This window comes from Pseudarthrobacter sp. AB1, assembly GCF_014926485.1.
Lineage (GTDB): Bacteria > Actinomycetota > Actinomycetes > Actinomycetales > Micrococcaceae > Arthrobacter.
Genome location: NZ_PZKO01000015.1, coordinates 28,249 through 42,623 on the forward strand (window position 1 = coordinate 28,249; position 14,375 = coordinate 42,623).

At 65.8% G+C, this 14,375-nt stretch carries 16 protein-coding genes and 2 pseudogenes; 7 read left to right on the top strand and 11 right to left on the bottom strand.

What is annotated here, in order from left to right:
- Window positions 1-85: 85 nt before the first annotated feature.
- The 6 genes from DAD99_RS04860 to sigK form a co-directional block, all read right to left on the bottom strand.
- Complete coding sequence (locus tag DAD99_RS04860) at window positions 86-538, bottom strand: cupredoxin domain-containing protein (RefSeq protein WP_193340585.1); 453 nt, start codon at window positions 536-538, stop codon at window positions 86-88.
- A gap of 42 nt (window positions 539-580) precedes the next feature.
- Window positions 581-1,282 (bottom strand): sortase domain-bontaining protein, encoded by a 702-nt coding sequence (locus DAD99_RS04865; RefSeq protein WP_193340586.1) that lies wholly within the window; start codon window positions 1,280-1,282, stop codon window positions 581-583.
- A 24-nt stretch (window positions 1,283-1,306) separates the two neighbouring features.
- Entirely contained in the window at window positions 1,307-2,077 is a 771-nt protein-coding gene (locus DAD99_RS04870) for a hypothetical protein (protein WP_193340587.1), read from the bottom strand.
- A 183-nt stretch (window positions 2,078-2,260) separates the two neighbouring features.
- Window positions 2,261-2,737 (bottom strand): hypothetical protein, encoded by a 477-nt coding sequence (locus DAD99_RS04875; RefSeq protein WP_193340588.1) that lies wholly within the window; start codon window positions 2,735-2,737, stop codon window positions 2,261-2,263.
- A complete protein-coding gene (locus tag DAD99_RS04880; RefSeq protein ID WP_193340589.1) occupies window positions 2,734-3,126 on the bottom strand; it encodes a cupredoxin domain-containing protein in 393 nt (130 codons plus the stop codon). Before DAD99_RS04880 ends, DAD99_RS04875 begins: the two co-directional genes overlap by 4 nt.
- A 155-nt stretch (window positions 3,127-3,281) precedes the next feature.
- A complete protein-coding gene (gene sigK / locus DAD99_RS04885) occupies window positions 3,282-3,863 on the bottom strand; it encodes an ECF RNA polymerase sigma factor SigK (RefSeq protein ID WP_193340590.1) in 582 nt (193 codons plus the stop codon).
- 290 nt (window positions 3,864-4,153) lie between these two features.
- Here sigK and DAD99_RS04890 point away from each other — a divergent pair, with 290 nt between their 5' ends.
- The 4 genes and pseudogenes from DAD99_RS04890 (at window position 4,154) to DAD99_RS04905 (ending at window position 6,244) form a co-directional block, all read left to right on the top strand.
- Window positions 4,154-4,774, top strand: coding sequence for a TetR/AcrR family transcriptional regulator (locus DAD99_RS04890; RefSeq protein WP_193340591.1), 621 nt, complete (start codon window positions 4,154-4,156; stop codon window positions 4,772-4,774).
- 161 nt (window positions 4,775-4,935) lie between these two features.
- Window positions 4,936-5,193: pseudogene (locus DAD99_RS04895) on the top strand (helix-turn-helix domain-containing protein); the annotation flags it as partial.
- Window positions 5,194-5,536: 343 nt separating this feature from the next.
- A pseudogene (locus DAD99_RS04900) lies at window positions 5,537-5,829 on the top strand (VOC family protein); the annotation flags it as partial.
- A gap of 175 nt (window positions 5,830-6,004) precedes the next feature.
- Window positions 6,005-6,244, top strand: coding sequence for a hypothetical protein (locus DAD99_RS04905; protein WP_193340593.1), 240 nt, complete (start codon window positions 6,005-6,007; stop codon window positions 6,242-6,244).
- 122 nt (window positions 6,245-6,366) lie between these two features.
- On the opposite strand, the gene ppsA is transcribed toward DAD99_RS04905, so the two are convergent.
- Window positions 6,367-8,751, bottom strand: coding sequence for a phosphoenolpyruvate synthase (ppsA, locus tag DAD99_RS04910; RefSeq protein WP_193340594.1), 2,385 nt, complete (start codon window positions 8,749-8,751; stop codon window positions 6,367-6,369).
- A gap of 151 nt (window positions 8,752-8,902) precedes the next feature.
- Complete coding sequence (locus tag DAD99_RS04915; RefSeq protein ID WP_193340595.1) at window positions 8,903-9,721, bottom strand: pyruvate, water dikinase regulatory protein; 819 nt, start codon at window positions 9,719-9,721, stop codon at window positions 8,903-8,905.
- Between the two features lie 111 nt (window positions 9,722-9,832).
- On the opposite strand from DAD99_RS04915, the gene DAD99_RS04920 reads away from it, so the two are divergent.
- The 3 genes from DAD99_RS04920 to DAD99_RS04930 all read left to right on the top strand — a co-directional run bounded on the left by DAD99_RS04920 (window position 9,833) and on the right by DAD99_RS04930 (window position 11,812).
- A complete protein-coding gene (locus DAD99_RS04920; protein WP_193340596.1) occupies window positions 9,833-10,033 on the top strand; it encodes a hypothetical protein in 201 nt (66 codons plus the stop codon).
- A gap of 139 nt (window positions 10,034-10,172) precedes the next feature.
- Entirely contained in the window at window positions 10,173-10,907 is a 735-nt protein-coding gene (locus DAD99_RS04925; protein WP_193340597.1) for a GAF and ANTAR domain-containing protein, read from the top strand.
- A gap of 164 nt (window positions 10,908-11,071) precedes the next feature.
- Window positions 11,072-11,812, top strand: a complete 741-nt coding sequence (locus tag DAD99_RS04930) for an ANTAR domain-containing protein (RefSeq protein WP_193340598.1) — start codon at window positions 11,072-11,074, stop codon at window positions 11,810-11,812.
- A 76-nt stretch (window positions 11,813-11,888) separates the two neighbouring features.
- Here the strand turns inward: DAD99_RS04930 and purU are convergent, their stop codons facing one another.
- From purU to DAD99_RS04945, 3 genes are all read right to left on the bottom strand, one after another.
- Entirely contained in the window at window positions 11,889-12,743 is an 855-nt protein-coding gene (gene purU / locus DAD99_RS04935; RefSeq protein ID WP_193340599.1) for a formyltetrahydrofolate deformylase, read from the bottom strand.
- 54 nt (window positions 12,744-12,797) lie between these two features.
- The gene (locus tag DAD99_RS04940) at window positions 12,798-13,628 is read right to left on the bottom strand and encodes a methylenetetrahydrofolate reductase (protein WP_193340600.1); all 831 of its coding nucleotides are present in this window, start codon (window positions 13,626-13,628) and stop codon (window positions 12,798-12,800) included.
- Window positions 13,629-13,655: 27 nt separating this feature from the next.
- On the bottom strand, window positions 13,656-14,375 hold a 720-nt coding region (locus tag DAD99_RS04945; RefSeq protein ID WP_193340601.1), incomplete at its 5' end, for a lipoyl synthase.

The window sequence follows — 14,375 nt, forward strand, 5'->3', positions numbered from 1 at the left end:
CCACAGTCGCTGGCGTAATGCGGCCGCCTGGGACCGGCGCTGGGGTGCCCGCGACGGCCAGAATCCCTCGGGTTGTGCGGACGTGTCATTTCACGGTGAGAGTGCCTTTCATGTTGCCGTGGAAGATGCAGTGGTACGGGTAGGTTCCAGGCTCGGCCGGGGCGGTGAAGCTGCCGGCGCCGACTTTGATGGCGGTGTCGAATGCCGCGCCCGTGTCAGCGGTGATGGTATGCGCTTCTATGTCTTCGTTGACGACGCTGATCGTCGCTCCGGGGCTTACGGTTTCGGATCCCTGGTATTTGAAGCCCTTGATCAGGATTTTTGCTGCGGCTGCGGCCGGCGAAGATCCGGGACTGGAGTTGGAGGGGGCGGCGGCTTGGGCGGTGGGCACCGCTGAGGCTGATCGTTCCGTCATTGTCGGTGCCGCAGTCGTGCCGGACCCGGACATGCCGGGGGTTCCACAACCGGCCAAAGCCAGCAGCGTAACTGCTGCCGCTGCCAGTCCGAGAAACTTACGCGTGCTGCTGGTTGCCTTCATGGTCAAACCTTTCGTCGGCTGCAGGATCAATCAAGGTCTGTTTCAGGCTTTGAGTTTGGCGTAGATGACGTAGTTGTCGTCGAAGAGCCCGGTGGCGGGGTCGTAGCCGTCGCAGGTGATCAGCCGGAGTTCGGCTCCGGGGGTGTTGCCGTAGACCTCGAGGGTGGGGAACCCGTTTTTGCTATAGAGGGCTCCGCGGTCAACGGTGAACACGGCGGTGCTGCCGTCGGTTCGGGAGACGTTGATCTCGGTACCGGGTGTGAGTTTGCGGAGGTCCGCGAAAACACCCTGGTTGCCGCCGAGCGCGTTGACGTGGCCCAGCATCACGGAGGGCCCGCGTTCCCCGGGCGTTGGTGAGCCGTTGTACCAGCTCGCTGGTGCGCCGTTGCCGGTGTCCTGCGGGACTTCCAGGGAGCCGTTCTCCCGCAGGCCCAGGTGGAGCAGGTCGGTCCGGACCCCGATCGCCGGAATGCTCAGGGTGACCGGAGCTGAAGCACCCAACACCGGAAGCTGTTGGCCGGCCGTCGCCGGGGCAGCCGCCGACGGCGCGGCGGGTGGGGACGGGGCCGGCGGCGGGCTGGCCGGCACCGAAGACGAGGCAGAGGCGGCGGCGGAAGGCAGGGCGCCGGCGTCGGGAGTTCCCGATGTTCCGGCGGCGCAGCCGGCCAGGGCCAGCAGGAGCAGAACCCCGGCCGCCGCGGGGGCCAGGAAGCCCCCGCGGCGGCCGTGGTCCGCGGTTCTCACAGTATTGATCCGCTCAGCCTGGGCTTAGGCTGCTGCGTTGGCGTTGCGGCGGCGCACTGCGTAGGCTCCACCGGCGAGAGCGACCAGGACCAGGCCACCGCCGAGGGCGAGGGCTCCGGCGTCGTTCCCTGTCTCCTGGGCGACGCCGGTGTCAGCNCCGCCGGCGGGCATCTTCATCTGCCCGGCCGTCAAGGTCCCGCACAGGGCAGGGGACGTCGCGGCCAGCGGCAGGGTCGGTGCCAGGTCTGACTTGGCGGCCTGGCCGGCCGCGCTGAGCGCGGCGGGGTCAAGGCCGTGGACCACAACAACGGCCGTACCGGCAGCCAGGGCNGCCTTGGTCTCGGCGTTCAGCTCAAACGTGCGGTCAACGGTGTAGGAGGCGCCCTGCCCGGCGACCTTAAGATCCAAGCCCGCAGCCGGGCTGGTGTCCCCGCTGGTGGAGAGAGTGGTGACGATACCGCCATAGAACGGGGCACCTTCGGTGGTCGAAACCACCGCGTCGCCGTCCTTATCCGCCGACGGTGCCGGACACGTTCCCTGGGCTCCGCCATGAATGTGCTGGACGTGCGGGTACGGTGCATCCATAAACGTCGAGGCCAGGCCCGAAACGTTCAGGACAACGTGGGCCTGGTTGCCGGTGACGTCAACAGTGACGGTGCCCGAACCCGCGCTGCCGTTAATCTGGCCCAGAGTCGACTGGTAGGACTGATCCGCTGCCATCGCGGGGGAACTGGAAAGGGCCAGGGCGGCCAAAGCCAGGGTGGGGACAGCCATAAAGCGAAGTGTCTTATTCATTGAAAGATCTCCTCATACACGCGCATGTGATGTTGGCACCCCCCGAAGAAGGGGGCACGGGTACTTCGGAGCCGCAGCGGAAAAGGATGGGAACGGATGTGAACCCGGACACACCAGTGTTTGGTTCCGCACGGCCCGGCAGGGGGCGGCTGGCCTTGCTCAGGGCGGGGGACCCGTCTTGGATCAGGCAGCTGCAGCCCTACGGCGGCCCTGGGCAGCTGGCGGCGATCCCGGCCGCCGCGTCCGGTGTAGGGCGTAGCCGGCCACAGCCAGCCCGCCCGCAACTGCTTCGGCCACCGCAGCGAGGACCTTGGCCGCGTACCAGACGGGTTCATACATGGCAGGCAGAGGCCCGAGAGCAGGGACCTGGACGTACCGGTAGAGGATGACCGCGGCCAGGGATGAGAACCCCACCACTGCGGCGGCCGCGAAGGCGGCCGGTGAACCCTTGAGCAGCACAAACGCCGCGGCCGCCACTGAGGCTCCCGCCTGGACCAGGAACAGGGTGCCTTGCCCCAGGCCTCCGGGCGCGGCCTGCTGGTAGCCCGGGGCGAGCTGGACATGGACCACGGCACTGATAACCAGGGCCGCCGCGACACAGCCACGCAGCACCCAAACGGTGTTCTTCCGTGCGGCGGGGCTTAGTTCCGGCCGGTTCATTTCACAACCAGCGTCCCGGTCATTTGCGGATGAAAAGTACAAATGATCCCGTACTCACCGGGAACAGCCGGTGCCTGAAAGATCACCGTCGCGCCCGCCGGGACCTCGACGTCGAAACCGCCGTTGTCTTTGGCCGTGAGGGTATGCGGGGCGCTGTCCGCGTTCGTTACCGTGACCGTCGCTCCCGGTTTTACGGATGCCGGAACTTCGTAGGCGAAGTCCCTGATGGTGATGACGGCGTCACCGGACTGTGCCGGCGCATCAGGGGACGGGGCGGAGGTACTGCTGCCGGCCGGTGGTGCCGGGTTCCCGCTCTGCACGCCGCATCCGGTGATGCCGGCGAGCGACACGGCTACCGCTACGGCCAGAACACGATTGATGGTTCTCATGGGAATCTCCTCGACGGGCGTGTTGTTGTTCCTCCGCGCACGCCCGGTGGCGAACGTCAGGAAACTACCCCGCGCAGATTATTCGCCGCCGACGGCGCCACGGACTGCCCGGTACGCCATCTCTGCGGTCCGGGCGCAAGACCTGCCGGGCCAGGCTACGCCGGTTCGAGTTCCGTTCGGAGCCGCGTCAGGCCGTCTTTGATGCGGGACTTGATGGTGGGCAGCGGTGTGGAGAGCTGTTCGGCGACCTCGCGGTAGGTCAGGCACCCAAGGTAGGCCAGGACGATGGCCTCGCGCTGGAGCGGGGACAGGCAACCCAGGGACTGGTGAAGGGTTTGGGCGTCCATCTTGTTGATGACCGTCTCGGATACTTCCTCATTAGCCGTGTTCTCGGTGTAGCCGGCCCAGCGCCTGTCCCGGATTTTGCTGCGGTGTTGCGAACGGACTCTGTCAACCGCTCTGCGGTGCGCGATCGTCATGAGCCATGCCATGGGGCTTCCCGCGATGGGGCTGTATTGCGACGACTTTTGCCAGACCATGATGAAAACTTCCTGGGTTACGTCCTCGCTTAGCTCGCGATCGATGAGCACGCGGCGGACCAGGCCGAACACCCGCGCCGACGTTTGATCATAAAAATCGCTGAATGCCTGATGATCACCCTGCGCTGTGCGCACAAGGAGTTGCGCCAGGGCATCCCTGGCCGTCTCAGGGGACAAGGGACGTTGTGGCTCGCTCAAACTGTTCATTGTGCCTTCAGCCGTCAGGTGCGACCGCCCCCAGCGGGCAGCCCTGGTCCAGCAGGTATTGCAATCAGGCCAGCCGTCACCGGGGACTGCAACCGGGCCTTCGGCCAAGTCGAGACAGATCCCACCTCGCACCGTGCGCATCGTGGCCTTCACCGGCCAGAGCCTGCGAAGAGGCGCCAAACGGGTTATTCAGCAAGTTGGAGAACGCATGTTCTCTGCCTTGCCCCTTACACTAGAGAACGATCGTTATCCATGCAAGCGAATAGGAAGAAACACTCTCTGTGTCCCCACACGAGTCAGCCGGGAAGGCCCTTGCCCCCGGTAAGCCGGATGATGACGCGGCCAGAGAGCTCGTGCTCGCGGCCGCGAGCCAACTCTTTTATGCCCGCGGGTTCACAGCGGTGGGGATGGATGAGTTGCGGGCCGAATCCGGCGTCTCGCTCAAGCGCCTGTACCGTTTGTTCCCGGCCAAGGAGGCCATCGTGGAGGACGTCCTCCACATCTGGAGGGACATCTGGACCACCGGAGTCACCGCCCAGGTCGAGGCAGCACAGAATCCCCGCGAACAGCTTCTGGCGGTTTACGACTTTCTGGCCAGCTGGTTCACATCAGAGGGATTCCGCGGGTGCGCCTTTATCAATTCCTTTGGTGAGGTCGGAGGGGCATCCGGACGCATCACCGACATCGTCAGGGAACAGAAGAAGCACTTCCAGGACTACCTGGCCCAGCTGGCCGCAGGGGCGGGAGCACCCGCTGCGCTTGCTCCGCAGCTGGCCATACTGGCGGAAGGGGCAATCACAACAGCGGCGATCTCCGCCAGCGCAGAACCGGCCCGCCAAGCCCGCGCAGCAGCGGAAATCCTCATTGACGTCGCCTTCCACAACTCCCGCACCAACCGTTGATCGCGGCTGGGATGTGCTATTCAGTGGTGGTCGGGGGTCCGGTATTCCCGGGCGGAGCTCGGCGGCGCATAGTCCCTGCAACCTGCCCCGGCACCTTCGGCCTGCCGAGTCCCGAAGACTGGATCCGTGAAGCTGCCGCATGAAACTACTGGAATTGCCCCATGAACCCGCGGGAGCTGGCCAACCTGGCCCACTTGCGCCGGGCCCGTGACCTGATCGACCGCCCCTATGTGACCGATGCCTGCATGGAGGTGGGCTCAACGTCCCTGGGTTCGTTCAGCTCGCGGTTCACCGAGATCGTCGGCATGACGCCCAGCGCTTACCGGGCCCGCGAACACCACGCCGTAAAAGCGATGCCCACATGCATAGCCCGGCAGCACACCCGGCCCGCGCGCAAGCTGAGCAGGATTGAAGAAGCCTCGCCTAGCCGCTGCCATATCGAGCGCCAAGAGCTGCTCACCAAGTGCTCGTCTAACCCGGGCGCCCGCGCGGCAATGCGTTCCGCGACCCGTCGGCAACATGCCCGCATCAACAGGGGCTGACGGATTTCGACTAGGTCCGACTAGGTCAATCATCGGGCCGTCCGGCCCCACCTCAGGGGTCAGCCGGCGGTATGCCTGCCTCGTCGTTGGCGCAACTCCGGCACATTCAATTCCGGCACGGCCCGGAGCATGAACCGGTCGAAATGCGGAACGGTGAAGGCCGCGTAACCGTGGTTCGGCGTGTAGAGCAGCCCCTTGTCAATCAGCTGCGACCGGGTAGGACGGCCAGCGCTGGGTCACCCTGGGCAGCGCTGCCCAACCCGATCTTGAGATTGTCCTGTCCCCGCCGCACGCCGGCCGCTCCCAGGCCGACGGGGACGCCATCCAGGAGTAGGTCACCAGGGCGTTATGCCCATGCTCGTGTTCAGCACGGACGATCTCGACGCCGCCTTCGAGGCCGCCCGGGCCTCCGGCGCCGAGGTCCTGCAGGAACCCATCGTCCAGCCCTGGGGCCCACGCGACTGCGCCTTCCGCGACCCGTCCGGGAACATGATCCGCATCAACCAGGGCTGACGTTCAGTGCGACGCGCAACGTCGCTACCGACGCCCATATTCCATTACGCAGTCCATATTCCGGCTGCGCCAGGGCAGCTGTGGGTCGAAAGCGAACAAGCGCGTCGCCAGCACTTCTCCACATAGCCGCTTCTGCCTCTCCCCCAGAGGGCGCGCAGCTGGCAACGTCGGTTATATGAGAGACCTTCCGCCGTTTGTCCTGTCCGGCGACCGCGTCCTTCATGGGCTGACCCCGAATGAGGTTGCGAAGCGTGTGAAGGCCGGCAACCTGGTCCGCGTCCGGCACTGCGTCTACACGGATGGGCTCACCTGGAAAGGGCTGAAGCCGTGGGAACAGTATCGCCTCCACGTCCAGGCTGCTGCGGAAACGTTCGAGAAACCCACGGTCTCCGGGCCGCCGGGTCCAATGTGGTGAGGTGGGATTACGCGTTCTGCCGTTTTCGACGCGCATACCCGACCCTGACGCGCATATTCCCTGGCGCCACCGATATTTAGGTGTCGACAAGGAATATGCGCAGCGCCAGGTCCGGCTTACGTTCAGCTCGTGACTGCTGTGCCGGCTAGCCGGAGCCAGGTATCCACCACGGTGTCCGGGTTCAGGGAGACCGAATCGATGCCTTCCCCGACCAGCCACTCCGCGAAGTCCGCGTGGTCGCTGGGACCCTGGCCGCAGATGCCCACATACTTGCCGCGATCCTTGCAGGCCTTGATGGCCATGCTCAGGAGCTTCTTGACGGCAGGATCGCGTTCATCGAAGCCGCCCGAGACGATCGCGGAATCCCGGTCCAGGCCCAGGGCCAGCTGGGTCATGTCGTTGGAGCCGATGGAGAAGCCGTCGAAGTAGTCCAGGAAGTCGTCCGCCAGCAGCGCGTTGGACGGGATCTCGCACATCATGATCACCTCGAGGCCGTTCTCGCCACGGACCAGGCCGTTCTCCGCCAGCAGGTCGATGACACCGCGGGCTTCGTCCAGGGTCCGCACGAACGGGATCATCAGCTTGACGTTGGTCAGGCCCATCTCGTTGCGGACGAAGGACAGGGCCTCGCACTCCAGGTCGAAGCAGTCCCGGAAGGACGGCTCCAGGTACCGTGAGGCGCCGCGGAAGCCGAGCATCGGGTTCTCTTCGTGCGGCTCGTAGGCCGGCCCGCCGATGAGGTTGGCGTACTCGTTGGACTTGAAGTCGGACATGCGCACAATCACCGGCTCCGGCGCGAAGGCCGCCGCGATGGTGGACACACCTTCAGCCAGCCGCTTGATGTAGTACTCGCGCGGGCTGTCGTAGGCGGAGATCCGTTCCCGGATTTCCGCGGCCACGTCCGCCGGCTGGTCCTCCAGGTTCAGGAGCGCCTTGGGGTGGATGCCGATCTGGCGGTTGATGATGAATTCCAGCCGGGCCAGGCCCACCCCGTGGTTGGGCAGCTGCGCGAATGTGAACGCCTGCTCCGGGGTACCCACGTTCATCATGACCTTGACCGGGGCCTCGGGCAGCTCGGTGATGGCGGTTTCCTCGATGCTGAAGTCCAGGAGCCCTTCGTAGATGGTGCCGGTCTCGCCGTCGGCGCAGGAAACGGTCACCTCGAGGCCGTCGGTGAGGGAATCCGTGGCACTTCCGGTGCCGACGACGGCGGGAATCCCCAGTTCGCGGGCGATGATGGCCGCGTGGCACGTGCGTCCGCCGCGGTTGGTGACGATGGCGGAGGCCCGCTTCATGATCGGTTCCCAGTCCGGGTCGGTCATGTCCGCGACCAGGACGTCGCCGGTCTTGAAGGCGGCCATCTGGTCGATCGCGGTGAGGATGCGGACGCTGCCGGCACCGATGCGCTGTCCGATCGCGCGGCCCTCGGCCAGTACCCGGCCGGTCGCGTTCAGGCGGAAGCGGCTCAGGCTACCGGCGGCCCTGCGGGACTGCACAGTCTCCGGGCGTGCCTGCAGGATGTACAGGCCGCCGTCGATCCCGTCCTTGCCCCATTCGATGTCCATGGGGCGGCCGTAGTGGTTTTCGATGGCGACGGCGTGCCGGGCGAGCTGCTCGACGTCGTCGTCGCTGAGGCTGAAGCGGTTCCGCAGCGAGGCCTCCACCGGCACGAAGTCGATGGTGCGGCCGATCTCGCGGCTCTCCGTGTAGGTCATCTGGAGGGCCTTCTCACCCAGGCCGCGCTTGAGGATGGCGGGGCGGCCGGCCTGCAGTGCAGGCTTGTAGACGTAGAACTCATCCGGGTTCACGGCGCCTTGGACCACGGCCTCGCCCAGGCCGTAGGAGGACGTGACGAACACGGCGTCCTGGAAACCGGACTCGGTGTCCATGGTGAACATCACGCCGGAGGCCCCGACGTCGGAGCGCACCATCCGCTGGATGCCGGCGGAGAGTGCCACCTCGGCGTGTTCGAACTTGTGGTGCACGCGGTACGCGATGGCGCGGTCGTTGTAGAGGGACGCGAACACGTCCTTGATGGCGATCAGGATGTTCTCGATGCCGCGGACGTTCAGGAAGGTTTCCTGCTGCCCGGCGAAGGAGGCATCCGGGAGGTCTTCCGCGGTCGCGCTGGAACGGACGGCCCAGGACAGGTCCTCGGAGCCCCCGTGCTTGTCCACCAGCTGCTGGTAGGAGTTCCGGATCTGCGCCTCGAAGTCCGGCCGGAAGGGCGTCTCGCGCATCAGCGTCCGGATTTCCTGGCCCGCCGCGGCGAGGGCCGTCACGTCGTCGGTGTCCAGGCCAACCAGCCGGTCCACGATCTTCTGGTCCAGGCCCGAGTCAGCCAGGAAGCTGCGGTACGCGTCGGCTGTTGTGGCGAAGCCGTCCGGCACCTGCACGCCGGCGGAGGTCAGGTTCTGCACCATCTCCCCGAGGGAGGCGTTCTTGCCGCCTACCCGGTCCAGGTCCTTGAGTCCGAGTTCTGAGAACCACAGTATGTCTGTCGTCATGGTTGCTGATCCTTTGCAGATGATGGCATGCGGGGGCGCCGCCCCGCTCGCGGCTGTAGCCGGTTGGTGGGCGCGAATCCTGTCTACAGTGACAGGTTCAGAGCGCTCTTCCAACATGACGTGCGCCACATGGGGCTTGTGAAAATTTTCCCTAATGCTTGAGGTTCATGCGCTGTAGGATGGTGGCGGCCATTTCCTCCACGGAGACCGTCGCCGAATTCAGGTACGGGATCCGGTGGGAAACGTATAACTGCTCGGCGCTGCGCAGCTCGAAGCCGCACTGCCGCAGCGACGCGTAGGGTGAGCCGCGGCGCCGTTCGGTGCGGATCTGGCTCAGCCGCAGGGGGTTGGAGGACAGCCCGAAACACTTCTCAACAAATGGCCGCAGCGGCTTGGGCAGCCCTTCCCGCTGAAAATCCTCGTCCACCAGGGGGAAGTTCGCGGCGAAGATGCCGTGTTGGAGCGCCAGGTACATGGTGGTGGGCGTTTTGCCGCAGCGGGACGGGGCCACCAGGATGACTTGCGCCTTCTCCAGCGCCCGCAGGCTCTGGCCATCGTCGTGTTCCATGGCGTACTCGACGGCGGCCATCCGGGACTGATACCGCTCCGCGTTGCCCAGGCCGTGGGCCCTGCCGGGTTCATGGCTGGCCTGGGACCCGAGGGCCTCCTCCAGCTGTCCCACATGCATCCCGATAAGATCCACGATGATCCCCCGGCACTTTGCAATGGCCTGCCGGATGTCGCTGCTGACGGCCGTGGAAAAAACGATGGGCCGCGGACCGGTAGCGACCAGTTCGTCGATGGTGCCCACCACGGTCCTGGCTTGTTCGACGGTGGTAATGAACGGGACCGTGATGCGGTCAAAGTTATTGGCGGGGAACTGGGTCAACAAGGTATTGCCGAGCGTTTCCGCGGTGATGCCGGTGCTGTCCGAAAGGAAGTAGACAGGCCGAATCTCGTCATTGGTCATGAACGCATTCTCCACCGGAGAGCCGACACGGAAAAATCATCCGGTTGAAACACCCCCGCAACCTGGGCGGCGCATGCTGGGCAGACGGGGACAACCAGCAGGGGGCACAGCATGATTACTGACCAGGTTCAGGCACTAAGAATCCAACCCGGCGACCACATCGAGGCGTGGCACAACGGCAAGCTGTTCCACAAAGGGCAGGTGACCGACGTCGTGCGTTCACTGGAACTGATCTGGATCATGGACGCCAGGACCGGCACACGGAAGCTGCTGGACCCGGACGCTCTGGAGATCATCCGGGTGCGGGACTAGCGTGGTGCCTGGTGGGCCGCCCTGATGCGTTCCTGGGCGGGACGTCGCAGGTTCCGCTGCCCACCCGTCCCCTTACCGAGCGCCGCCACTGCGCTGATGGCCAACTTGTGAGCACCCTGCGTTCGGCCTAGATTTGGGCATGACCAATTCGCCCGAACACGAACTGCTCCTTGAGCTGCAGGACCTGATTATCGGCACGGGATCGGTGGCCGACTTCCTGGGCGGGCTGTCCATCATCGCCGCATCCGCGCTGAGCCGCAGCGCCGGCGCCACGGTGGAATGCGGGGTCACCCTCAAGCTCGCCAGGCGGACGGCAACGGTGGGCGGAAGCACCGAGCGGGCCATCCACCTGGACCGCATCGAACAGGCCGTGGGCGAAGGGCCGTGCCTCGCAGCGTTGCAGGCGGCCACCCCTGTCCTGCTGGCCGATGTCAGCACTGACACGCGCTGGCCCACCTACCAGAAACGCCTGATGGAGGAGGGCATCCACAGCGCCCTGGGCGTCCCCCTTGAACTGGGTCAAAACGCCGCCGCAGTCCTGAACTTCTTCGCGCCGGCCACCGGCGTGTTCACAGAGGACACCATCACTGAGGCAGCCAGCTTCGCCGCCGTCGCCGGCAGCGCCGTCCGCCTGGCCGTCAGGGTGGGAACCGCCGAAAGCGCCGCGGATGACCTCAGCGCGGCGATGATGAGCCGCACCGCCATCAACCTTGCCAGCGGAATAATCATGGCACAGAACCGCTGCAGCCAGTCCGAGGCCATGTCCATCCTGATGAACGTCTCCAGCCACCGGAACCAGAAGCTCCGGGACGTGGCCGACGAGATCGTCCGGAAGGTCTCGGGCGAGGAAGCCACCACCTACTTCGACAAGTAGGCGTAGTCAGCCCCGTCCAGCGCTCAGCCTTAGGTTCAGCCGGGCTCAGTGTGCACACGCAACCTGGTCCGGGCCTGGCTGTAAAAAAGCGAGTACTCACTACTCGTGTCCTTGCCCGCCGGGCCTTTTATGATGAGGGCGTACCGACACATGAGGACTGGGGCATGATGATCGATCAACTGGTGGACTGGCGCGTCTCAGGCGCCCTGCTGGACATCCGGGGACACTCGGAAGCGGCATCGGCGTGCACCCTTGCCCGGATTGCGGCTCCCGCGGTGAGCGAGATGGCAGGTTCCGAGGTGGAGAGCACTGTGACCATCGTGCGGCCCGACGGAACACCTTCCACTGCGGCAACCACCGACGGCGCCGGCGGCCTTTCCCGCTGGGACCAGCTCGCCGGACGGGGCCCCACCTCGCGGGCACTGGGCGGCCGCCTGACCATCATTCTCAATGCCCACGCCCTGGACAAGCGCTGGGATGAGTACCCGGCCACTCTCAGGGCAGCCGGCTTCCGTTCCGCCTTCGCCGTGCCATTGCCGCTGGAACGCGGCTACCGGGCCGCACTGACGTTGTATACGGCGGAAACGAACGTGTTCACCCCGGTTGTGGCCGCCCAGGCGCTGGCTTTCTCCGACGTGGCGGCCAAAAGCCTGGCCCTGGCACTGCAGGTCCGGGCGGGCCTGGCCCAATCCGCGGATCTCCGCGCAGCCATGGCCAGCCGCACCGCGATCAACACCGCCTGCGGCGTGATCATGGGCCAGAACCAGTGCTCCTACGAGGCGGCGTCCCAGATCCTCACCGCCGCCTCGAGCCAGCAGAACCTGACCCTCCGCGACGTCGCCGAAGGGATGCTGCGCGCCCTGCCGGGCGGCGTACCGGCCACACACTTCCAGCACCGCACCTAAGCCGGCTCCCGCCGTCGGGCATTGCACCGTGGGACACTGCACCGTCGGGCATTGCACCGTGGGACGCGCCGGACGGTCAGCGCAGAACGACCGTGCGCCCGCCGTCGAGCATTACCCGGCCTTCACAGTGCCACCGGACCGCGTTGCTGAGCGCTTTGCTCTCAGCGTCACGGCCCACGCGGACCAGGTCATCGGCCGTGTACGTGTGGTCCACGTCGATGACCTGCTGAGCGATGATCGGTCCCTCATCCAGTTCGGCGTTGACGTAGTGCGCCGTTGCGCCCACGGTCTTCACGCCGCGGTCGTAGGCCTGGTGGTACGGCTTGGCGCCCTTGAAGCTGGGCAGGAACGAATGGTGGATGTTGATGGTTTTGCCCGTCAGCTGGGCCGACAGCTCATCGCTGAGGACCTGCATATAGCGGGCCAGGACCACCAGTTCCACCTCGAACTCGTCCACCAGCTCCAGCAGGCGGGCTTCCTGCGCAGGCTTGGTCTCCTGGGTGACCGGGAGGTGGAAGAACGGGATGTTGTGCCACTTGACCAGCTCTTCGTGGTCCGTGTGGTTCGAGACCACGGCGACGATTTCCACCGGAAGATCACCCGTGCGGGCCCGGAACAGCAGGTCGTTGAGGCAGTGCCCGAACTTGGACACCATCACCAGGACCCGGCGCTTGCGGCCGTGCGGTTCCAGCTGCCAGTTCATGGCCCACTCAGCGGCCAGCGGCTCGAAGTCCCGGCGCAGGTCCTCGGTGCTGAAGGCCGTCTTCCCGGCCGCGAAATGCACCCGCATAAAGAACTGCTGTGCCTGGCGGTCACCGAAGTGATTGGTGTCGATGATGTCGCAGCCGTGATCCAGCAGGTACCCCGTGATCGCGTGGACGATCCCCGGGGACTCGGCGCAGTTGACCGTCAGAACGTGTTCGGTTGTCACTCCCGTGAAGCCTTCGCCGCGGCCAGGTGGGGAGTTTGGGGGGAAACGGTGGTCTTACTGCTCACGTGCTGCTCCTCGAATCAATGCTGGCTGGAGTGCCGTTGGGGATGATGCGTGGCCCGCTTCATTGGGGACCGCATCGAGGTTGTTGAAGCTGTAAAGGTGGATCCCTGCGATGCCGGGCTGGCTTTCGAGCCCGGCCACCAGGGTGTGGGGTGAGTAGCGGTCGCCGCTAAGCAGCTTGCGCGCCAGCGTTCCTTTGCTGCTGAGGAACTTCAGGGAACTTCCGACGCCGATCTGCGTGGCAAGTGCCAGCAGTTTGGTCCGCGGGACGGACCCCGCCACACCCGCCCAGACGGGCAGGTTCACGCCTTCACGGCGCAGGAGCGCCGCGAAGTCAAGGATTTTGGGCGCATCGAAGCACATCTGGGTGACCACGTGGGTGGCCAGGAGCTGCTTGTCCTGCAGGGCCTCGAGCAGGTCCAGGGCGGCCACGGTCGGGTGGCCTTCCGGGTAGCCTGCCACGCCGGCGCGCATCCGGCCGCCGGTGTACTGGGCGATGTCTTCAAGCAGCGGCAGGGCGGACCCGTACGGGCCGGCGGGCTGCTTCCGGTCGCCGCCGATCACAAACACCTCGCCGATGCCCGCGCCGTCGCAGTCCCGCATGATCCGGGTCAGTTCGGCCCGGTCATGGATGCTGCGCGCGGCCAGGTGCGGGATAACGGTGTAGCCGAAGTCGCTCAGCTCCACCGACGTGCGCATGGTCCGCTCGACGCCGTGGTGCGGCAGGCACGTCATGGTCAGCGTGGTGGTCAGCGGAACCCGCGCCCGGACCTGGTCAACGATCCCGGTTGAGGGGATGATTTCGATTCTTGTAGGGAGCATCTTCGGTCCTTTCCTGATATCGAAGGGTCAGCTGGCGTGGGCTGCCAGCAGTGAGCTGGCTTCCTGGCGGGTGCTGCCGGAGGACTCGATGTGGGCGAGCTGGGCGGGGATTTCCCAGCCCTTCTTGCGCATCGCGGTGGCCCAGAGCCGGCCGGCCCGGTAGGAGGAGCGGACCAGGGGTCCGGACATGACGCCGAGGAAGCCGATTTCCTTGGCTTCGTCCTGGAGGTCCACGAACTCCTGAGGCTTGACCCAGCGGTCCACCGGCAGGTGCCGCTCGGACGGGCGCAGGTACTGGGTGATGGTGATCAGGTCACAGCCGGCCTCGTGCAGGTCCCGCAGCGCCTCGGAGATCTCCTCGCGGGTCTCGCCCATGCCCAGGATCAGGTTGGACTTGGTCACCATGCCCAGGTTCCGGCCCTGGGTGATGACATCCAGGGACCTCTCGTACCGGAACGCGGGCCGGATCCGCTTGAAGATCCGGGGCACGGTTTCGACGTTGTGCGCGAAGACCTCCGGCTTCGAAGCGCAGATCGCCTCGATGTGCTCGGGCTTGCCGGAAAAGTCAGGGATCAAAAGTTCGACGCCGGTGCCCGGGTTCAGCTCGTGGATCTTCCGCACCGTCTCGGCATAGAGCCACACACCCTCATCGGCCAGATCATCCCGGGCCACCCCGGTGACGGTGGCGTAGCGCAGCTGCATGGCCAGGACCGAGCGGGCCACCTTCGTGGGCTCAAACACGTCAAC

Coding starts and splice junctions, on each gene's coding strand:
- DAD99_RS04860 (WP_193340585.1), bottom strand. CDS start 538: ATGAAGGCAACCAGCAGCACGCGTAAGTTTCTCGGACTGGCAGCGGCA.
- DAD99_RS04875 (WP_193340588.1), bottom strand. CDS start 2,737: ATGAACCGGCCGGAACTAAGCCCCGCCGCACGGAAGAACACCGTTTGG.
- DAD99_RS04880 (WP_193340589.1), bottom strand. CDS start 3,126: ATGAGAACCATCAATCGTGTTCTGGCCGTAGCGGTAGCCGTGTCGCTC.
- DAD99_RS04905 (WP_193340593.1), top strand. CDS start 6,005: ATGAGAGACCTTCCGCCGTTTGTCCTGTCCGGCGACCGCGTCCTTCAT.
- ppsA (WP_193340594.1), bottom strand. CDS start 8,751: ATGACGACAGACATACTGTGGTTCTCAGAACTCGGACTCAAGGACCTG.
- DAD99_RS04915 (WP_193340595.1), bottom strand. CDS start 9,721: ATGACCAATGACGAGATTCGGCCTGTCTACTTCCTTTCGGACAGCACC.
- DAD99_RS04920 (WP_193340596.1), top strand. CDS start 9,833: ATGATTACTGACCAGGTTCAGGCACTAAGAATCCAACCCGGCGACCAC.
- DAD99_RS04925 (WP_193340597.1), top strand. CDS start 10,173: ATGACCAATTCGCCCGAACACGAACTGCTCCTTGAGCTGCAGGACCTG.
- DAD99_RS04930 (WP_193340598.1), top strand. CDS start 11,072: ATGATGATCGATCAACTGGTGGACTGGCGCGTCTCAGGCGCCCTGCTG.
- DAD99_RS04940 (WP_193340600.1), bottom strand. CDS start 13,628: ATGCTCCCTACAAGAATCGAAATCATCCCCTCAACCGGGATCGTTGAC.